The sequence below is a fragment of the Pseudomonas benzopyrenica genome (genome assembly GCF_036884265.1).
Taxonomy (GTDB): domain Bacteria; phylum Pseudomonadota; class Gammaproteobacteria; order Pseudomonadales; family Pseudomonadaceae; genus Chryseomonas; species Chryseomonas benzopyrenica.
Window position 1 is genome coordinate 3,509,175 of record NZ_CP145723.1, and the last position, 19,068, is coordinate 3,528,242.

The window sequence follows — 19,068 nt, forward strand, 5'->3', positions numbered from 1 at the left end:
GCGCTATTTACCCGCCCTGCACCTGGGGCGCAACCCAAACGGCTCGCCAGCCGAGGAACGGATGGCAGTTTGCTTGCAGGGGTGATTGGAGTAGGCTCGCCCGCTCATTCAACAGGAGTCTCTCCCATGGCCAAAGCCTCTGCCCGCCACATCCTGGTTTCCAGCGAAGACAAGTGCAACGAACTCAAAGCCGCCATCGAAGGGGGCGCCGACTTCGCCCAGGTGGCCAAGGACAACTCCAGCTGCCCCTCCAGCCGTCAGGGCGGCGATCTGGGCACCTTCCGCCCGGGCCAGATGGTCAAGGAATTCGACACCGTGGTGTTCAGCGCCCCGCTGCACCAGGTCCAGGGTCCGGTAAAGACCCAGTTCGGCTATCACCTGGTGGAAGTCACCAGCCGCGAGGATTGATCTCGCCGGTGCTCCCGCTCGCGGCGGGGGCACCTCCCTTCCCTGCGCCCAACCAGCTATCCTGCAGACTTCCTGCCTCCCGAGGATAGCGCCATGTCCCTTCCCCTCGAACGTCACGGCCAATGCCTGTGCGGCGCCGTCCAGCTGGATTGCCGTCTCGACAACGCCCACGTATCCGCCTGCCATTGCCGGACCTGTCGTCGCTGGAGCGGTGGCCCGCTGCTGGCGGTGGAATGCACCCAGCCTCCCGTGATCGGCGGTAGCGACGCCCTGATGGTGCATGCCTCGTCCGACTGGGCGGAGCGTGGCTTTTGTAGCCACTGTGGCACCCATCTGTTCTATCGCCTCAAGGCCGAGCCGCACTACGCCATTCCGGTAGGCCTGCTCGAGGGCGAGGACTGGGTGCTGGACAGCGAGATCTTCATCGAGGAACAGCCAGCCTGGTACTGCTTCGGGCACTCGCGTCGTCGGCTGACCGGCGCCGAGGCCTTCGCCGAGGCCTTCGCCGAGCACGGCGAACAGGACTAGTCCAGCCGCGCTCCGTTCTCCGCGTCCGTCATGACCGCCGGTCGCCTGGGTCAGACTGTCCTCAAGGCGTCCGCCGCGATCCTTATCGCGCCAAGGCTCGTGCCAGAGCCTCGGCCTCCTTTCGCCCTCTGATGCCGTTGCCCGCTTGCCTGCGGCCTGGGCGCACACCCCTATCAAGCCGCCGCCAACGGCGCCGATGCCTGGGTGAGCTCCCTTTCCCAGCCTGCCCACAAGAGGAACAATCATGGGGTTTCTGCAACGCTTCGGCGCGCGCGCCCGCCTGGGCGGTAGTGGCGTGTTCAGCCTGACCTGCTCCGCCCGCGAACTAGGCGACCGCCTTGGCGGCGTCGCCCTCCAGCCCACCTTCATCACCGGCTTCGTCTCGCCGCACCTGGATCTGGACGTCATCGCCCGGCAACTGGTGGCCCGCTTTCCCGAAGCCTCCATCAGCCTGTGTACCACCTCCGGCGAACTCTGCGGCAGCGAACAGCGCCTGTACTGCGCCGCCGATGGCGCCTGGGACCGGCTGGTGCTGCAATTCTTCGACGCCTCGGTGATCGCCTCGGCCGAGGTGGTGCACGTGCCGCTCGACAGTGAGGACATCCGCCGTGGCGGACCGCGGCGCAGCATGAAGGAACGCCTGGCCCGCCTGACCGAGTCGCTCAAGCGCCTGCAGGTGCGCACGCCCATCGATCACCGCGATACCCTGGCCTTCGTGCTGTTCGATGGCCTGTCCGCCTCGGAATCCTTTTTCATGGAGGCGCTGTACGAGTCCGGCCGCTTCCCCTGCTTGTTCGTCGGCGGCTCCGCCGGCGGCAAGGGCGATTTCCGCCAGACGCTGCTGCACGATGGCCGCAAAGCCTATGAAAATCATGCCCAGCTGGTCTTTCTGAAGATGGCCAGGAACACCCGCTTCGGGGTGTTCAAGAGCCAGAATTTCAGCGCCACGCCGCTCAGCCTCAGTGTCCTCACCGCCTCCCTGGAAGAACGCTACATCAGCCAGGTGGTCGACAGCCGCGGCCAGATCAAGAGTATGGTGGCCGCCCTCTGCGAGGCCCTGAGTTGCCGCGCGGACCAGCTGGAACAGCGCCTGGCGGACTACTCCTTCGCCATCCGCGTCGGCGAGGAGCTGTTCGTTCGCTCCATCGCCCGCATCGACTACGAGCGCGAGCGCATCCACCTGTTCTGCGACGTGGCGCCCGGCGAAGAGTTGGTGATGGTCAAGCGCACCTCGCTGGTGGACGCCACCCGCGAGGATTTCGCGCGCTTCCTGCAGGGCAAGAGCGGCACCCCGCTGGTGGGCGTGCTCAACGACTGCATCCTGCGCCGCGCCAACAACGGCGCCGAGTTGCCGCGCATGGGCGAGGTGTTCGGCCAGACGCCGGTGGTGGGCTTTTCCACCTTTGGCGAGATCCTCGGCCTGAACCTCAACCAGACGCTCACCGCGGTATTCTTTTTCCGCACCCCGGAGGGCGCGCCCTTCCGCGACGACTACGTCGACAACTTCGCCGCCCACTACGGCGAGTTCAAGGCCTTCTTCCTGCGCCGGCAGATCAAGAAGCTGGCCGGGCTGAGCCAGGTGGTGGTCAACCAGATCAACGAATTCAAGCGGCAGAACTTCACCGGAGTGGTGGATGCCCAGGGCCTCGACGACTCCATCCAGGCGGTGTTCGGCGGCCTCGCGGATCTCGGCCAGGTGCTGCGCCAGGCACACCAGAGTCGCCAGGAGATCGGCGAGCAGTTGCGGCACTACTCCGGCGAATTGCACAGCAGCATGGACGATCTGGCGGGCAACATCCTGCAGCAGGGCGAGGTCACCCGCCAGGCCGACAGCACCGTGCAGCACCTCACCGAACAGGCCGAGGACGTGGTGCGCAGCGCCAACGAGCTGAGTCAGTCGAGTCTGCGCATCCAGTCCATCGTCCAGGTGATCCAGCAGATCGCCGGCCAGACCAACCTGCTGGCGCTCAACGCGGCCATCGAGGCGGCGCGCGCCGGCGAGAGCGGTCGCGGCTTTGCGGTAGTGGCCGACGAGGTGCGCAACCTGGCGGCCATCACCCACAAGAACGCCGCCGAGATCGGCGCCGACATCGACCAGCTGTCCCGCGCCATCAGCGAGGTCGGTGCCCATATCGCCGGCCAGGCCCAGGACGTGGGTTCGCTGCAGGAGCTGCTCGCCGTCCTGCGCGAATCCGGTCGCCTCACCGCCCAGACCTCCCACCGCACCAAGGACATCGCCGACACCCTGACCGGCCTCACCGCCGCTACCTCGTCCTAGCCCACGGCGACTTACCGTTCGTCGGCACTGACCGGCAAGTCCCGCTCTCTTCTCGCGCCTTCGCCCCTCACCCAGAGGGGCGACCGGAGGCCGCCGGCTCACCTCTCGAGTGACCGCATGGTCACGGCCAAACCCGTGGCTTGCGGCCCCGTTTTGCCCTCATCAGCGACCCATCAGTCAGCAATAGACGCCCCAAACCCGCTCCCAGCCGCCTCTACGACTTTTGTAGTGACTATACGAAAGCACTACAAAACCTAGTTGACGACGCCCTTATCTCCTGCAAATCTCTAGCTGCACCGGACGCGAACCCCCTATCCATGCGGGTCGCGCCTGGGCTCCGGGTGACCCTCGGGCCGTCTTGCGTAGTGATGCTCAAGAGGCACTACAAGAGAAGACGACTGAAATGCCGCGCTGCTCGAGGCAGCGTCGCCAGAGGTGACGTCCGGATCCATGCAGGAACGTACGGCGACATGACTCGACAGCTGGGCTGACCTTTCGCCTTCGCGACCGGCATCCGGGTGGCAACCGCCATCCCGCTGCCGGACGTTGGGAAAAGACTGGTACCCAAGCCAACCTCATCGAGAAGGATCGACTCATGTCCGCTTACGAGAACGACGTTCAGGCCATCGCCGCCCTCAAGACCACTGCCGGCAATCACTGGAGCGCCATCAACCCGGAATACGCCGCGCGGATGCGCTTGCAGAATCGCTTCAAGACCGGTCTCGACATCGCCCGCCACTGCGCGGCCATCATGCGCCGGGACATGGCCGCCTACGACGCCGACAGCAGCGCCTACACCCAGTCGCTGGGCTGCTGGCACGGCTTCATCGGGCAGCAGAAGCTGATCGCCATCAAGAAGCACCTGGGCAGCACGAAAGGTCGTTACCTCTACCTCTCCGGCTGGATGATCGCCGCGCTGCGCTCGGAATTCGGCCCGTTGCCCGATCAGTCTATGCACGAGAAGACCAGCGTGCCGGCGCTGATCGAAGAGCTCTACACCTTCCTGCGCCAGGCCGACGCCCGCGAGCTGGCCATGCTGTTCCGCGAGCTGGATGCCGCCCGCGCCGCCGACGAGAACGCCAAGGCCGCCGCCATCCAGGCCAAGATCGACAACTACGAGACCCACGTGGTGCCGATCATCGCCGACATCGACGCCGGTTTCGGCAACGCCGAGGCCACCTACCTGCTGGCCAAGAAGATGATCGAAGCCGGGGCCTGCTGCATCCAGCTGGAAAACCAGGTCTCCGACGAGAAGCAGTGCGGCCACCAGGACGGCAAGGTCACGGTGCCCCACGAGGACTTCCTGGCCAAGATCAACGCGGTGCGCTACGCCTTCCTCGAACTGGGCGTGGACGAGGGCGTCATCGTCGCCCGCACCGACTCCCTGGGCGCCGGCCTGACCAAGCAGATCGCCGTGAGCAAGCAGCCGGGCGACCTGGGCGACCAGTACAACGGCTTCCTCGACTGCGATGAGGTGGATGCCAGCCAGCTGGGCAACGGCGACGTCCTGATCAGCCGCGGCGGCAAGCTGCTCAAGCCCAAGCGCCTGGCCAGCGGCCTGTTCCAGTTCCGCGCCGGCAGCGGCGTGGACCGGGTGGTGCTGGATTGCATCACCTCGCTGCAGAACGGTGCCGACCTGCTGTGGATCGAGACCGAGAAGCCCCACGTCGGGCAGATCAAGGCCATGGTCGATCGCATCCGCGAGGTCGTGCCCAACGCCAAGCTGGTCTACAACAACAGCCCGTCGTTCAACTGGACGCTGAGCTTCCGCCAGCAGGTGTTCGACGCCCTGCAGGCCGAGGGCAAGGACGTGTCCGCCTACGACCGCGCCAAGCTGATGAGCGTGGACTACGACGACACCGAGCTGGGTCGCCTGGCCGATGCGCGCATCCAGAGCTTCCAGCGCGACGCCGCGCGGGAAGCGGGCATCTTCCACCACCTGATCACCCTGCCCACCTACCACACCGCGGCCCTGTCCACCGACAACCTGGCCAAGGGCTACTTCGCCGAAGAAGGCATGCTGGCCTACGTCAAGGGCGTGCAGCGCCAGGAGATCCGCCAGGGCATCGCCTGCGTCAAGCACCAGAACATGGCCGGCTCGGACATGGGCGACGACCACAAGGAATACTTTGCCGGCGAGGCCGCGCTCAAGGCGGCGGGCAAGGACAACACCATGAACCAGTTCCATTGATCACGGCCACTGTGGAGGACACGCTCATGAACCTGAACGACAACCCCAGCCTGGACGATCTCAAGCAACTCTTCGCCGGGCTCAAGGACAAGAATCACAACCACATTCTCTGGGTCTGCGAGAGCGGCGCGGTGCACGTTGACCGCCTGCCTGGCGGCGAGACGCCCGAGCAGTTCGAAGAGCGCCATCCCAGCCTGCGCATCCGCTTCAAGACCTACAACAGGGGTGGCGGCTACGTCGGCAAGTCGGCGGCGGCGGACGACAACTTCATCAAGAGCGTCCACGCCGCCCTGCAGGAACACTGGCGCCTGGCCGGTCGGCAGCAACGCCCGGCCTATGTGGACCGCTATTACTAGCAATGAAAAAGGGCGCGACGGGTAGTTGACCACCCGCCACGCCCTGCCCCACTTTCGAGGCGACTCGCCTGACCCCGCATGGCCCTGCGAGGTTGAGCGAGTCGCCTCTTCTCTTTCTCTACAGCACGAACAGATCCACGAAGCGGTGCACCGGAGTCGCTTCCAGCCCTGCCTGGTTCTTGCACAGGTCGAAGATCTGGGCGCAGCGACCGGCCGGGAAGCGCGTCGCCAGGTTGTTCTGGAATTTGCGCTCCAGCAGCGGAATGCCCTCTTCACGACGACGGCGATGACCTACCGGGTACTCGATGGCGATCTTCTCGGTGCTGCTGCCATCGGTGAAGAACACCTGCAGGGCGTTGGCGATGGAACGCTTGTCGGCTTCCAGGTACTCGCGGCTGTAGCGCTCGTCCTCGACGATCTCCATCTTCTCGCGCAGTTGGTCGATGCGCGGATGGGCCTGGTGGAAGGCATCCTCGTAATGCTCGGCGACCAGGTCGCCGAATAGCAGCGGTACGGCGATCATGTACTGCAGGCAGTGGTCGCGATCGGCGGCATTGGCCATGGGGCCTTGCTTGGAGATGATACGGATGGCCGATTCGTGGGTGGTCACCACGATCTTCTCGATCTGATCGACACGATCGCGCACCTGGGGATGCAGGATCACCGCGGCTTCGGCGGCGGTCTGGGCATGGAATTCCGCCGGGAAGCTGATCTTGAACAGCACGTGTTCCATCACGTAGCTGCCAAAGGCCTGGGGAAAGCTGAATTGGCGCTGGTCAGCCGGCTTGGTGGCCAGGTCCTTGTTGGTGTGGCTGAACAGCACGTCGTAGAAGCCCCACTGGGGCGCGCTGAGTACGCCAGGGATGCCCATCTCGCCACGCAGGGCGATGTCGGCCAGGCGCACGCCGCGGCTGGAGGCGTCGCCGGCGGCCCAGGACTTGCGGCTGCCGGCATTGGGCGCATGGCGATAGGTGCGCAGCGCCTGGCCATCGACGAACGCATGGGACAGGGCTGACAGCAGTTGCTCGCGGTTGGCGCCCATCAGCTTGGCGCTGACCGCGGTGGACGCCAGCTTGACCAGGAAGACGTGGTCCAGGCCGACGCGGTTGAAAGAGTTCTCCAGGGCGAACACCCCCTGGATCTCGTGGGCCATGATCATGGCCTCCAGCACCTGGCGCATGGTCAGGGGTGCTTCGCCCTGGGCGACGCGGCGCTGGGAGAGGTGGTCGGCCACCGCCAGGATGGCGCCGAGGTTATCGGAAGGGTGGCCCCATTCGGCCGCCAGCCAGGTGTCGTTGTAGTCCAGCCAGCGAATGATGCAGCCGATGTCCCAGGCCGCCTTGACCGGATCCAGGCGATAGCTGGTGCCGGGCACCCGCGCGCCCTGGGGTACCACGGTGCCTTCCACCTGGGGGCCGAGCAGCTTGGTGCACTCGGGGAAGCGCAGGGACAGCAGGCCGCAGCCGAGGGTGTCCATCAGGCAGTTGCGGGCGGTGTCCAGGGCTTCCCGGGATTCCACCTGGTAGTTCAGCACGTAGTCGGCCAGGTCCTGGATGACCTGGTCGTAGTCGGGCCGGTTGTTGAGATCGACGTTGGCGCTCATGGGTTTTGGTTCCTTATCGCGGCCTTGGGCCGCTCCTACAAGTTTGGTCATGGATCGCTCCCGTAGGAGCGGCCCATGGCCGCGATCAGAGATATTCAGCGATTGGCGATGGGCGTGAAGGCCCGCTGCTCGACACCGATGTAGTCCGCGCTGGGGCGGATGATGCGGTTGTCGGCGCGCTGCTCGAAGACATGGGCACACCAGCCGGCCGTGCGCGAACAGACGAAGATCGGGGTGAACAGCGGCGTCGGGATGCCGAGGAAGTGATAGGCCGAGGCGTGATAGAAGTCGGCGTTGGGAAACAACCCCTTCTCTTCCTTCATGGTGCGATCGATGGCTTCTGAGACGGGGAACAGCACCCTGTCGCCCACTTCCGCCGCCAGTTGCCGGGCGTAGTCCTTGATCACCTCGTTGCGCGGATCGCTGTCGCGGTAGATGGCGTGGCCGAAGCCCATCACCTTTTCCTTGCGTTCGAGCATCTGCTTGAGGCCGGTGACCGCCTCCTCGGGCGAGGCGAAGCGCTCGATCAGCGCCATGGCCGCCTCGTTGGCGCCGCCATGCAGCGGGCCGCGCAGGGAGCCGATGGCGCCGGTGACGCAGGAATAGAGATCCGACAGCGTCGAGGCGCAGACCCGGGCGGTAAAGGTGGAGGCGTTGAATTCGTGCTCGGCATAGAGGATCAGCGAGACGTTCATCACCCGGGCGTGCAGGTCGCTGGGTGCCTTGCCGTGCAACAGGGTGAGGAAGTGGCTGGCGATGTCCGGGGCGTCACTGCTGCAGTCGATACGAGTGCCGCTCTGGCTGAAGTGATGCCAGTAGAGCAGGATCGCCGGGAAGGCGCCGAGCAGGCGGTCGGCGACCTGCTGCTGGTCGGCGAAGCTGTGCTCCGGCTCCAGGGTGCCCAGCAAGGAGGCGCCGGTGCGCATCACGTCCATGGGGTGGGCACTGGCGGGAATGCGCTCCAGGCCTTCCTTGAGTGGCTGCGGCAGGTCGCGCAGGGCAGCCAGGCGCTGGCGATAGGCGTCCAGTTGCGCCTGGGTAGGCAACTCGCCATAGAGCAACAGGTGAGCCACCTCCTCGAAGTCGGCCCCGGCGGCCAGTTCGCGGATGTCGTAGCCCCGGTAGGTGAGCCCGGCGCCGGTCTTGCCGACGGTGCATAGCGCGGTACGGCCGGCGACCTGGCCACGCAGGCCGGCGCCGCCGAGGGTTTTGCTGTCTGCCATCGTCTCGCTCCTCTTGGAGTTGTTGTGCGAAAAAGCGGGCGTTCAGGGTGGAGCGTCAGTGCTTCTGCTGCTGGAACAGGCGATCCAGCTGGTCCTCGTAGCGGTGATAGTCGATGCGGTCATAGAGCTCGGCGCGGGTCTGCATGGTGTCGACCACCGCCTGCTGGCTGCCATCGCGGCGGATCGCCGTGTAGACGTTTTCGGCGGCGCGATTGGCGGCGCGGAAGGCCGACAGCGGATAGAGCACCAGGCCGACCTCGGCCCCGGCCAGTTCCTCGGTGGTGAACAGCGGCGTGGCGCCGAATTCGGTGATGTTGGCCAGGATCGGCACCCCCACCGCCTGGGCGAACTGGCGGTACATGGACAGCTCGGTGATGGCCTCGGGAAAGATCATGTCGGCGCCGGCCTCGACGCAGGCGCAGGCGCGGTCGATGGCGGCCTGCAGGCCTTCCACCGCCAGGGCGTCGGTGCGCGCCATGATGACGAAGTCCGGATCGGTGCGGGCATCCACCGCGGCCTTGATCCGATCGACCATCTCCTGCTGGCTGACGATCTCCTTGCCCGGCCGATGACCACAGCGCTTGGCGCCGACCTGATCCTCGATGTGCATGGCCGCGGCGCCGGCCTTGATCAGCGCACGGGTGGTGCGCGCCACGTTGAAGGCCGAGGCACCGAAGCCGGTGTCGACGTCCACCAGCAGCGGCAGATCGCAGACATCGGTGATCCGGCGGACGTCGATCAGCACGTCTTCCAGGCCGCTGATGCCCAGGTCCGGCAACCCCAGGGAGCCGGCCGCGACCCCGCCGCCGGAGAGGTAGACGGCCTGGAAGCCGGCGCGCTTGGCCAGCAGCGCATGATTGGCGTTGAGGGTGCCGACCACCTGCAGCGGGCGTTCGGCGGCGACGGCGGCGCGGAATTTCTGGCCGGGACTGACGGCAGGCATGGCGTTACCTCGACTGATCGGTGACTAGGGGATGGTGCTGCAGGTTGCGCTTGGAGGCGGCGATGTGGCGGCGCATCAGCAGTTCGGCCAGTTCGCCATCGCCTTCGGCCAGGGCATCGAGGATGCGATGGTGCTCGGCGAAGGCCTGGCGCGGCCGATTGGGGGTGGCGGAGACCTTGAGCCGGTACATGCGCACCAGGTGATAGAGCTCGCCGCAGAGCAGTCGCACCAGCATGCCGTTGCCGCTGGCCTGGATGATGCGGTAGTGGAAGTCGTGGTCGCCTTCCTGCAGGTAGTAACCGGTGCCGGCCTGGAACGCCGGATCGCGCTCGTGGGTATCCAGCAGCTGGCGCAGTTCGTCGATGCCCTGGGGCGTGAGGCGTTCGGCCGCCAGGCAGCAGGCCATGCCTTCGAGGGATTCGCGGATCTCGTAGAGTTCGACCAGCTCGGCCAGACTCAGGGCGGCGACCCGCGCGCCGGCATGGGGCACCCGCACCACCAGGCGCTGGCCTTCCAGCCGGTGGATGGCCTCGCGCAGCGGCCCGCGGCTGATGCCGTAGGTGCGCGCCAACTCGGGCTCGGAAATCTTGCTGCCCGGCGCCACGTCGCCACGGACGATGGCCTCGCGGATCCGGCGGAAGACCTGCTCGGAGAGGGTCCCACTGTCGGTCTCGGGCGCTTCGACCTGGAGGGGGCTATCGATCATTGTCGACACCTTTTGTGTTTATGAGTCAGATAACTACGCCTGAACGCCATTACAGTCAATCTTTGTCGACAATCCAGCTGTGACAGCCTGTATCTCGCTCTCGCCCCAGGCGGTTCGCTACACTAGCGCGCTGCCCACCCCAGCCGACCTCGCCATGCCCCTCTGCCAGTTGCATCCCCTGCCCTACCACGCCGATCCCACGGTGCGGTTCGCCCTGTTGCAGGGCGAGCCCGGCGCGGTGCTGCTGGACTCCGGGCGGCCGGTAGCCGAGCGCGGTCGCTACGACCTGATGGCGGCCTGGCCGCGCGAAGTGCTGCAACCCGACTTCGGCGAGTCGGGGCGAGCCTTTTTCGCCCGGACACGCACCGCCCTGGCCAGCCTGGGCCACGCGGACCTGCCGGAGGACGTGGACCTGCCCTTCGCCGGTGGCCTGCTGGGTTATCTCGGCTATGACTTCGGTCGCCGCCTGGAGCGCCTACCGGACGGCGCCCGCGCTGACCTGCAGCTGCCCGATGCCCGCCTGGGCCTCTATGCCTGGGCGCTGATCAGCGATCATCAGGCGCGGACCAGCCAACTGGTCTTTCATCCCAGGCTGGACGAGACGGAAAGGCAACGCCTGATCGCGCTGTTCGCTACCGATGCACGCCCCGAGGCCGACGGCTTCCGCCTGACCGCGCCCTTCGCCGCCGACATCGACCGCGCCACCTATCGCCAGCGCATCGAGGCCATCCAGGCCTATATCGCCGCTGGCGACTGCTACCAGGTCAACTTCGCCCAGCGCTTTCGTGCGCCCTTCCAGGGTTCGCCCTGGCGCGCCTACCGGACCCTGCGTGCGGCCTGCCCGACGCCCTTCTCCGGCTATCTGGCGCTGGAGCGCGGCGCCCTGCTCAGCCATTCGCCGGAGCGCTTCCTACGGGTGAGCCGTAGTCAGGTGGAAACCCGGCCGATCAAGGGCACCCGGCCGCGTCGGCCCGACGCCCAGGCTGACGCCGCCGAAGCCCGTGCCCTGCTGGCCAGCCCCAAGGATCGCGCCGAGAATCTGATGATCGTCGACCTGCTGCGCAACGACCTGGGGCGCAGTTGCCGGATCGGCTCGGTACGGGTGCCCGAGCTGTTCGCCCTGGAGAGCTATCCCAACGTCCATCACCTGGTCAGCGCCGTCACCGGTGAACTGGCCGCAGGGCTGGACGCCCTAGACCTCTTAGCTGGCAGTTTCCCTGGTGGCTCCATCACCGGCGCGCCGAAGATCCGCGCCATGCAGATCATCGACGAGCTGGAAGAGACCCGCCGCGGCCCCTACTGCGGTTCGCTGCTCTATCTGGACGTGCGCGGTGAGAGCGACAGCTCCATCCTGATCCGCAGCCTGCAGGCCGAAGACGGGGTGCTCAGCTGCTGGGGCGGCGGCGGCATCGTCATGGACTCCCACTGGGAAGACGAATACGCCGAATCCCTGGCCAAGGTGCGGGTGCTGCTGGAGACGCTGGAAGCCCACAGCTGATCCGGCTTTGCTACCATGACGTCATCTCTTCCCCGGCTGGAGCCCGCCATGTCCCTCGATCTCGCCCGCCTCAACGCCGACCTCGGCCGCGATCCCGAAAAGCTCGTCGCCTGGGCCCTGGGCCTGGGTAAGAGCGCCATCGTCACCACCAACTTCCGCCCCTTCGAGGCGGTGATCCTGCATATGGTCAGCCAGGTCAAGCCGGACATCCCGGTGGTCTGGATGGACAGCGGCTACAACACCCCTGCCACCTACCGTTGCGCCGACGAGATCGTGCGCAAGCTGAACCTCAACCTGGTGACCTACCTGCCCAAGCGCTCCCGCGCCCACCGCGAGGCCATCGACGGCCCGGTGCCGGGGCTGGACGATCCGCGCCACGCCGCCTTCACCGAAGAGGTCAAGCTGGAGCCCTTCGCCCGCGCCCTGCGCGAGACCGCCCCCGAGGTCTGGTTCACCGCCCTGCGTGCCACCGACACCGCGGTGCGTGCCCAGATGGATCCGGTCAGCGTCAATCCGGACGGCCTGATCAAGGTCGCGCCGCTGCTGCACTGGACCTCCAAGGACCTCTACCAGTACCTCACCGCCCACGACCTGCCCAACGAATTCGACTACTTCGACCCCACCAAGGGTGACGAAAACCGCGAGTGCGGCCTGCACCTCGCCCACTGAGTCGATGCCTCCCGCGCGCCCCCTCCCGGGCGCGCCCTGCTCCTGCTGAAACCTCGCCCATGACCGCTTCCCGCCCTATCCACTCCCGCAAGGGCGTCTTTGCCGTGGTGCTCGGCAACGCCGTGGAGTTCTTCGACTTCGGCGTCTACGCCACCTTCGCCGTGCTGATCGGCCAGGTGTTCTTTCCTTCTGACAATCCCTTCGCCAGTCTGATGGCCAGCGTCATCACCTTTGGCGTCGGCTTCGTCGTCCGCCCGCTGGGCGCCATTCTTATCGGCGCCTGGGCCGACCGCGTCGGGCGCAAACCGGCGATGCTGCTGACCATGGTGCTCATGGCCCTGGGCACCGGTGGCATCGCCGTGCTGCCAGGCTACGAGCAGATCGGTATCGCCGCGCCCATCCTGCTGGTGCTGACGCGCCTGTTGCAGGGCCTGGCCTGGGGTGGCGAAGCCGGCCCGGCCACCACCTACATCCTGGAAGCGGCGCCGCTGCACAAGAGGGGCACCTACGCCTGCTGGCAGGTAGTGGCCCAGGGCCTGGCCGCGGTGGCGGCCGGGCTGATCGGCTATGGCCTGACCCTCTGGCTGACGCCGGAGCAACTGCTGGCCTGGGGCTGGCGGCTGCCCTTCCTGCTGGGCTTGGCGATCCTGCCCATCGGCCTCTATATCCGTCGCGGCCTGGTGGATACCCACGTCGGCGAAGCCCGGGGCACCGGCGCGGTGCTGGGCGAGGTGCTGGCCACCCAGCGGCGGCCACTGCTGCTGGGGCTGCTGATCCTCTCCGGCAGCACCATCACCCAGTATTTCCTCAATTACATGACCACCTTCGCCCTGGTGGAACTGAAGCTGCCGGCCGGGATCGCCATGCTCGCCACCCTGGTGATGGGCGCGGCCATGGCGGTGTGCTCGATCCTGGGCGGCGTGCTCAGCGATCGCTATGGCCGGCGCATCGTGCTGATCCTGCCGCGATTACTACTGCTGGTGCTGCTCTATCCGGCCCTGGAACTCATCACCCAGGCGCCTGGCTCCGGTACCTTCCTGCTGACCCTGGCGGTGCTCTCTGGCCTGCATGGCATGAGCGGCGCGGCGCTGATCGTGCTGCTCGTGGAAAGCTTTCCCCAACGGGTGCGGGCCACCGGTTTCTCCCTGGTGTACGCGGTAGGCGTGGCGGCCTTCGGCGGCACGGCCCAGATCGTGGTGACCTGGCTGATCGGCGCCACGGGGGATCGCATGGCGCCGGCCGCCTATCTGCTGCTGGCCAATCTGGTCTGTCTCGGCGCCGCCTGGTTCGCCGCCGAGACCTGCCCGGGGCGTCAGCCGGCGGAGCGCTCCGCGGCATAACCCTCTTCCCGACGGTTCTTGCGCTCCAGGCGGGTATAGACGATGCCGGTCAGCAGCAGGCCGAATACCAGCACCGCGGCCAGCAGATAGAGCCCCGAAGCCAGGGTACCGGTCGCGGCCTTGAGCGCGCCGATGCCATAGGGGCCGAGATAGCCGCCGAGGTTGCCCACCGAATTGATCAGGGCGATACCGGCGGCGGCGCTGGCCCCGGCGAAGAAGCGACCCGGCAGGGTCCAGAACAGCGCGGTGAGGGAAAACAGACAGAAGGCCACCACCGACAGCGCCGCCAGCTGCAGCACCGCGGTACCGAACCAGGCACTGCCGGCCATGGCCAGGGCGCCCACGGCATAGAGCACCGCCAGGTGCCCATAGCGATCGCCCAGACGATCGGAACTGCGCGGCACGATGAGCAGGCCGAGGATGCCGAAGGCATAGGGGATGGCGGAGATGAAGCCGGTGGTGAGATCGCTGCCACCGAACTGGTGGATCAGCGTCGGCAGCCACAATCCGAGACCGTAGATGCTTAGGGTCACCGGCAGGTAATACAGCGCTAGCAGCAGTACCCGACGATCCTTGAGCGCATGCAGGGGATTGCCATGGCGGGTCTGGTCGAAGAGGTGCAGGTCCTTTTCCAGCTCCGTGGCCAGCCAGCGCTTTTCCTCGGCGTCCAGCCAGGTGACCTGCTGCGGGCCGTCCGGCAGCCGGGTCAGGGTCGGCCAGGCCAGCAGCACCGCCGGGGCGCCGATGCAGAGGAACAGCCACTGCCAACCGTGCAGACCAAGGGCGCCATCCAGCTGCAACAGCATGCCCGACAGCGGTCCCGTCACCAGCATGGCGATGGGCTGGGAGAGGATGAACAGCCCCATGATCTTGCCGCGATGGCGCACCGGGAACCACTGGGTGAGGTAGTAGAGCACCCCGGGAAAGAAGCCGGCCTCGGCGACCCCCAGCAAAAAGCGCATGACATAGAAGCTGTTGGGCCCCTGGACGAAGGCCATGCCCATGGTGATGGCACCCCAGGTGATCAGGATGCGGGCGAACCAACGACGCGCACCGAAGCGTTCCAGCAGGAGGTTGCTGGGCACCTCGAAGAGGAAATAACCGATGAAGAACAGGCCGGCACCGAGGCCATAGGCGGCATCGCCGATGCCGACGTCGGCGCCCATGTGCAGCTTGGCGAAGCCCACGGCAGAGCGGTCGATGTAGGCGACCAGATAGAGCAATACGAGAAAGGGGATCAGCTTACGCGTGATCCGGCGGATGAGGACGGATTCGGGGTGCATGGCGTTCTCCGACTTGTTGTTGTTGTGCGGTTGAAGCGCAGATTGCTCAAAATTCTAACGTACTATCATTGAATCGTTAAACACCAAAATTAAGCCATTAATCGACTCTTAAGGTAATTTTGATAATACTAAAATATTGTTACGAAGTAGGAAATCTTACCTCTTGATTTCCGCTGATCCGCGTTACAGAGCCGCTTGGCCCGCGATAACATCGGTTATCGCGCTGATGGTGTTATAGTGATGGCACGACGACTTCGGATGCCTTTCGATGAATTACAAGACACCGCTGCCGCGCAAAAGCAGACACGCTCGCATCGTCCACGAACTCGGTACTCAGATCGTGTCTGGCCAGTTTTTGCCAGAACAACGCCTGCCTCCCGAGTCGCAACTGTGCGAAGACTACGAGGTGAGCCGGCCCGTCCTGCGGGAAGCCACCAGAGTGCTGGTCGCCAAGGGCTTGGTCAGATCCAAGCCCAAGGTCGGAACCGTTGTGAAGCCACGCAACGAGTGGCATCTGCTCGACCCCGACGTCCTGCATTGGCTGTTGCAGAGTGATTCCCGGCACTCCTTTTTTGAAACCCTGGTCAAGGTGCGTAACATCATCGAGCCGGAGGTCGCTGCCATGGCGGCGGCCAATGCCCAGCCCGAAGACCTGACGGCGATCGAAGAAGCCTATGAGCGCATGGAGCAGGCCGAGGATCTGACCGCCATGGCCGAGCCGGACATGGCCTTTCATCTGTCCATCGCCAATGCCACGCACAACGAGTTGCTCATTCACCTCTACAGCATCATGCTGATCCCGGTACGGGACTACCTGGAACGCTCTGCGGCGCTGTTCAAGGATGAAAGCCTCGGTCTGCTGGTACCACGACACAAGGCCATCCTGACCGCCATTCAGCATCGCGATCCGATCTGCGCCCGCCATGCCGCCATCGCGCAGCTGGCCGGGGTCGATGACCTGGTCACCGAGACCTTCCGGACGGATCCCTTGTCTGCCAAGGAAGTTTCGTATGATCATTAAGGGCAATAACCCACTCGCGGTATGCCCTCATGTCCAGCAGCTACCACGCTTCCACCGTCGAACAGCTCGGCCAGCGTCTGGCGGCTGGGCAATTCCCACCCGGTAGCTCGCTCAAGGTAGAGGCGGACCTCTGCCAGGAACTCGGCGTCAGCCGTACCATCCTGCGCGAGGCGATCAAGACCCTGGCGGCCAAAGGCATGCTGGAAGTCGGTCCTAAGGTCGGTACCCGGGTCCTGCCGCTCAGCCGCTGGAACCTGTTCGACACCCAGGTGGTGGGCTGGTTGGCCACGGGCGGCCTGCCCGCGCATTTCGTCAAAGACCTGCTGGACCTGCGCCACGCCATCGAGCCGGCCGCGGTGCGCTGGGCCTGCGAAAGAGCCACCCCCGAGCAGGTCCAGGCGATTCAGGTCGCCTACCAGCATCTGGAAGCCTCCCTCGACGGTGGCGACTACAACACCGCCGACCAGCGCTTCCACGAATGTGTCCTGGCGGCCAGTCACAATCAGTTCATCGAGCAGATGGTGCCCGCGCTGGGCGCGCTGCTGGCAGCCTCCTTCACCCTGTCGTCGGCCGACCCTGACGAGCTGCGACGCACCCTCCCCCTGCACAAGACCCTTGCCGATGGCATCGCGTCCCGCGATGCCGCGCGCGCCGTCTGGGCCTGCATGATGCTGATCGACAGCGCAGCGGTGACCCTCGCCCGCTATACCGACTGACGTCCCGGTCGGCAACCTCGGCGTCTCTCCAGGTTCCTATGCTTGGATTTTCCGTCCTGCCACAACAAGAGAGGTGAACGATGGATTGGCAGCCGCTGCTTCCCCAGCGCTTCAAACTGGCCGAGGGCCCCTTCTGGGACCAGGAGACCCAGGCGCTCTACTGGGTGGACATCGCCGGCTTCAAGGCCTGCCGCCTGCGCGGCGAGCACTACCAGGAATGGCAATTGGATAGGCCCTGCTCCGCCTTCGTGCCTACAACCCGTGGCGACGCCCTGGTGACTTTGCCGGATGGCGTCTTCCGCCTGGATCTCGATTCCCCGCCAGAGCGTCCCGCCCTGGAGCTGTTCTGCGTCGCCGATCCCGATCCAGGCAATCGCGGCAATGAAGCGCGCTGCGATGCCCAGGGCCGGCTCTGGCTCGGCACCATGCAAAACAATCTCGATGCCCAGGGTGGCGATGTGGCCATCGATCGCCATTCGGGCGGGCTGTTCCGCATCGACCCTGATGGCAGCGTCAGTCGTCACGCCAGCGATCTCGGCATCGCCAATACCCTGGTGTGGAGCGCAGCCGACAACCACGTCATCAGTGCCGACACCCTGAAGGACACCCTCTATCGCTATCCACTGGATGCCAGCGGCAACCTGGGCGAACCCACCGTTTGGGCCGGTCCCCACGAGCGCGGCTCGCCGGATGGCTCGGCCATCGACAGCGAAGGCTGTGTGTGGAACGCGCGCTGGGACGGCAACTGCCTGCTGCGTTTCTCGCCCGAGGGCGAATTGCTGGAGATCGTCGAGCTGCCGGTCCAGCGCCCCACCAGCTGCGTCTTCGGCGGACCGGATCTGCGCACCCTCTACGTCACCAGCGCCGCCGCCGATGGCGTCCTCGACGGCGCCCTGCTCACGGCGACCGCGCCGGTAGCCGGCATGCCCTGCCACCGTTTCGCCGGCTGATTCATCCTACCGACCCTGGCGCCCTCTGCGGCGCCTTTCAGCGCCAGACCCTATGTAACAGCCTGGTGACAGAGGTGACGAAAAATCCTGTCACCTTTTCCTTGCACCCGCATTCATCCAATCATACTATCAATAAAGAGCGGCGTCGTCTGACCTCCACGACGGCAGCCCGCCGCCTTGCATTGCCTGGCCACACCAATAAAAACAAGGAGTTCCAGCTATGTTCCGTGTTCCGGGAGTTCGTTCTCTGCTGCGTGCCGCCCTCGCCGCCGGTGCCGTCAGCCTGTCTCTCTCCGCCTTCGCTGCCGATCCGGTCAAGATCGGCTTCCTGGTCAAGCAACCCGAGGAACCCTGGTTCCAGACCGAGTGGGCCTTCGCCGAGAAAGCCGCCAAGGACAAGGGTTTCACCCTGCTCAAGATCGCCGTGCCGGATGGCGAGAAGACCCTCGCCGCCATCGACAGCCTGGCTGCCAACGGCGCCAAGGGCTTCGTGATCTGCCCGCCCGACGTCTCCCTCGGCCCGGCCATCGTGGCCAAGGCCAAGCTCAACGACCTCAAGGTGATGGCGGTGGACGACCGCTTCGTCGACGCCAAGGGCAAGTTCATGGAAGACGTGCCCTACCTGGGCATGGCCGCCTTCGAGGTCGGTCAGCAGCAGGGCGCGGCCATGGCCGCCGAAGCCGAGAAGCGTGGCTGGAAGTGGGATGACACCTATGCGGTGATCAACACCTACAACGAGCTGGATACCGGCAAGAAGCGCACCGACGGTTCGGTGGAAGCCCTGAAGAAGGCCGGCCTGCCCGCCGACCACATCATCTTCGCCCCGCAGAAGACCCTCGACGTGCCTGGCAGCATGGACTCCACCACCTCGGCCCTGGTCAAGCTGCCCTCGGGCGCCAAGCACCTGATCATCGGCGGTATGAACGACAACACCGTGCTGGGCGGCGTCCGCGCTACCGAAAGCGCCGGCTTCAAGGCCGAGCAGGTGATCGGCATCGGCATCAACGGCACCGACGCCATCGGCGAACTGAAGAAACCCAACAGCGGCTTCTTCGGCTCCATGCTGCCCAGCCCCCACGAAGAGGGCTACCAGACCGCCAGCATGATGTACGAGTGGGTGACTACCGGTAAGGAGCCGCCCAAGTACACCGCGATGGACAAGGTCACCCTCATCACCCGCGCCAATTTCCAGCAAGAGCTGGAAAAGATCGGCCTCTGGAAGTGATGACCCCGGCGGCGCCGGTCCTGGCGCCGCCCCCTTTCATATTGGAGCCTTTATTACGATTTAGCGAGCTAGCGACAAACAAGGCGAAAAGGCTTTAGGAAACGCAGTTTACGATTAGTAAATGAGCATT

The 19,068-nt window shown here is 65.6% G+C and carries 17 protein-coding genes and 1 pseudogene; 13 read left to right on the forward strand and 5 right to left on the reverse strand.

Annotated elements, in window-relative coordinates; all coding sequences use genetic code 11:
- Nucleotides 1–126: 126 nt before the first annotated feature.
- The 6 genes and pseudogenes from V6W80_RS16610 (at nucleotide 127) to V6W80_RS16630 (ending at nucleotide 5,761) form a co-directional block, all read left to right on the forward strand.
- Nucleotides 127–408, forward strand: a complete 282-nt coding sequence (locus tag V6W80_RS16610; protein ID WP_064307472.1) for a peptidylprolyl isomerase — start codon at nucleotides 127–129, stop codon at nucleotides 406–408.
- 93 nt (nucleotides 409–501) lie between these two features.
- Entirely contained in the window at nucleotides 502–936 is a 435-nt protein-coding gene (locus V6W80_RS16615; protein WP_338544849.1) for a GFA family protein, read from the forward strand.
- A 244-nt stretch (nucleotides 937–1,180) separates the two neighbouring features.
- Nucleotides 1,181–2,290 (forward strand): annotated as a pseudogene (locus tag V6W80_RS24130) (FIST signal transduction protein); the annotation flags it as partial.
- A 3-nt stretch (nucleotides 2,291–2,293) separates the two neighbouring features.
- Nucleotides 2,294–3,214 carry a methyl-accepting chemotaxis protein gene (locus V6W80_RS24135; protein WP_371099732.1) on the forward strand — a complete coding sequence of 307 codons (921 nt, stop codon included), beginning with the start codon at nucleotides 2,294–2,296 and terminating at the stop codon, nucleotides 3,212–3,214.
- 595 nt (nucleotides 3,215–3,809) lie between these two features.
- The gene (locus V6W80_RS16625; RefSeq protein ID WP_338544851.1) at nucleotides 3,810–5,405 is read left to right on the forward strand and encodes an isocitrate lyase; all 1,596 of its coding nucleotides are present in this window, start codon (nucleotides 3,810–3,812) and stop codon (nucleotides 5,403–5,405) included.
- Nucleotides 5,406–5,431: 26 nt separating this feature from the next.
- Entirely contained in the window at nucleotides 5,432–5,761 is a 330-nt protein-coding gene (locus tag V6W80_RS16630) for a hypothetical protein (protein ID WP_160923388.1), read from the forward strand.
- Between the two features lie 118 nt (nucleotides 5,762–5,879).
- On the opposite strand, the gene prpD is transcribed toward V6W80_RS16630, so the two are convergent.
- The 4 genes from prpD to V6W80_RS16650 form a co-directional block, all read right to left on the reverse strand.
- On the reverse strand, nucleotides 5,880–7,364 hold the full coding sequence (gene prpD / locus V6W80_RS16635) for a 2-methylcitrate dehydratase (protein ID WP_338544852.1): 1,485 nt from the start codon (nucleotides 7,362–7,364) through the stop codon (nucleotides 5,880–5,882).
- 95 nt (nucleotides 7,365–7,459) lie between these two features.
- Entirely contained in the window at nucleotides 7,460–8,587 is a 1,128-nt protein-coding gene (gene prpC, locus V6W80_RS16640) for a bifunctional 2-methylcitrate synthase/citrate synthase (protein WP_017641937.1), read from the reverse strand.
- Nucleotides 8,588–8,642: 55 nt separating this feature from the next.
- Nucleotides 8,643–9,530 (reverse strand): methylisocitrate lyase, encoded by an 888-nt coding sequence (gene prpB / locus V6W80_RS16645; RefSeq protein ID WP_338544853.1) that lies wholly within the window; start codon nucleotides 9,528–9,530, stop codon nucleotides 8,643–8,645.
- 4 nt (nucleotides 9,531–9,534) lie between these two features.
- Nucleotides 9,535–10,236: a GntR family transcriptional regulator gene (locus tag V6W80_RS16650; RefSeq protein ID WP_338544854.1), complete on the reverse strand. Its 702-nt coding sequence runs from the start codon at nucleotides 10,234–10,236 to the stop codon at nucleotides 9,535–9,537.
- A 154-nt stretch (nucleotides 10,237–10,390) separates the two neighbouring features.
- On the opposite strand from V6W80_RS16650, the gene pabB reads away from it, so the two are divergent.
- From pabB to V6W80_RS16665, 3 genes are read left to right on the forward strand one after another with little or no spacing between them, the layout of a single operon-like run.
- Complete coding sequence (gene pabB, locus V6W80_RS16655) at nucleotides 10,391–11,734, forward strand: aminodeoxychorismate synthase component I (protein WP_338544855.1); 1,344 nt, start codon at nucleotides 10,391–10,393, stop codon at nucleotides 11,732–11,734.
- 48 nt (nucleotides 11,735–11,782) lie between these two features.
- Nucleotides 11,783–12,403: a phosphoadenosine phosphosulfate reductase family protein gene (locus V6W80_RS16660; RefSeq protein WP_093254618.1), complete on the forward strand. Its 621-nt coding sequence runs from the start codon at nucleotides 11,783–11,785 to the stop codon at nucleotides 12,401–12,403.
- A 59-nt stretch (nucleotides 12,404–12,462) separates the two neighbouring features.
- Entirely contained in the window at nucleotides 12,463–13,743 is a 1,281-nt protein-coding gene (locus V6W80_RS16665; protein ID WP_338544856.1) for an MFS transporter, read from the forward strand.
- Here the strand turns inward: V6W80_RS16665 and V6W80_RS16670 are convergent.
- Complete coding sequence (locus V6W80_RS16670; RefSeq protein ID WP_017641931.1) at nucleotides 13,716–15,026, reverse strand: MFS transporter; 1,311 nt, start codon at nucleotides 15,024–15,026, stop codon at nucleotides 13,716–13,718. The two genes, V6W80_RS16665 and V6W80_RS16670, sit on opposite strands and share 28 nt — an antisense overlap.
- Before the next feature lie 268 nt (nucleotides 15,027–15,294).
- On the opposite strand from V6W80_RS16670, the gene V6W80_RS16675 reads away from it, so the two are divergent.
- The 4 genes from V6W80_RS16675 to V6W80_RS16690 all read left to right on the forward strand — a co-directional run bounded on the left by V6W80_RS16675 (nucleotide 15,295) and on the right by V6W80_RS16690 (nucleotide 18,938).
- Nucleotides 15,295–16,047, forward strand: a complete 753-nt coding sequence (locus V6W80_RS16675) for a FadR/GntR family transcriptional regulator (RefSeq protein WP_017641930.1) — start codon at nucleotides 15,295–15,297, stop codon at nucleotides 16,045–16,047.
- A 29-nt stretch (nucleotides 16,048–16,076) separates the two neighbouring features.
- Nucleotides 16,077–16,763 carry a FadR/GntR family transcriptional regulator gene (locus V6W80_RS16680; RefSeq protein WP_017641929.1) on the forward strand — a complete coding sequence of 229 codons (687 nt, stop codon included), beginning with the start codon at nucleotides 16,077–16,079 and terminating at the stop codon, nucleotides 16,761–16,763.
- Nucleotides 16,764–16,843: 80 nt separating this feature from the next.
- Nucleotides 16,844–17,713 carry an SMP-30/gluconolactonase/LRE family protein gene (locus V6W80_RS16685; RefSeq protein ID WP_338544857.1) on the forward strand — a complete coding sequence of 290 codons (870 nt, stop codon included), beginning with the start codon at nucleotides 16,844–16,846 and terminating at the stop codon, nucleotides 17,711–17,713.
- A 220-nt stretch (nucleotides 17,714–17,933) separates the two neighbouring features.
- On the forward strand, nucleotides 17,934–18,938 hold the full coding sequence (locus V6W80_RS16690) for a substrate-binding domain-containing protein (RefSeq protein WP_007160547.1): 1,005 nt from the start codon (nucleotides 17,934–17,936) through the stop codon (nucleotides 18,936–18,938).
- Nucleotides 18,939–19,068 lie beyond the last annotated feature (130 nt).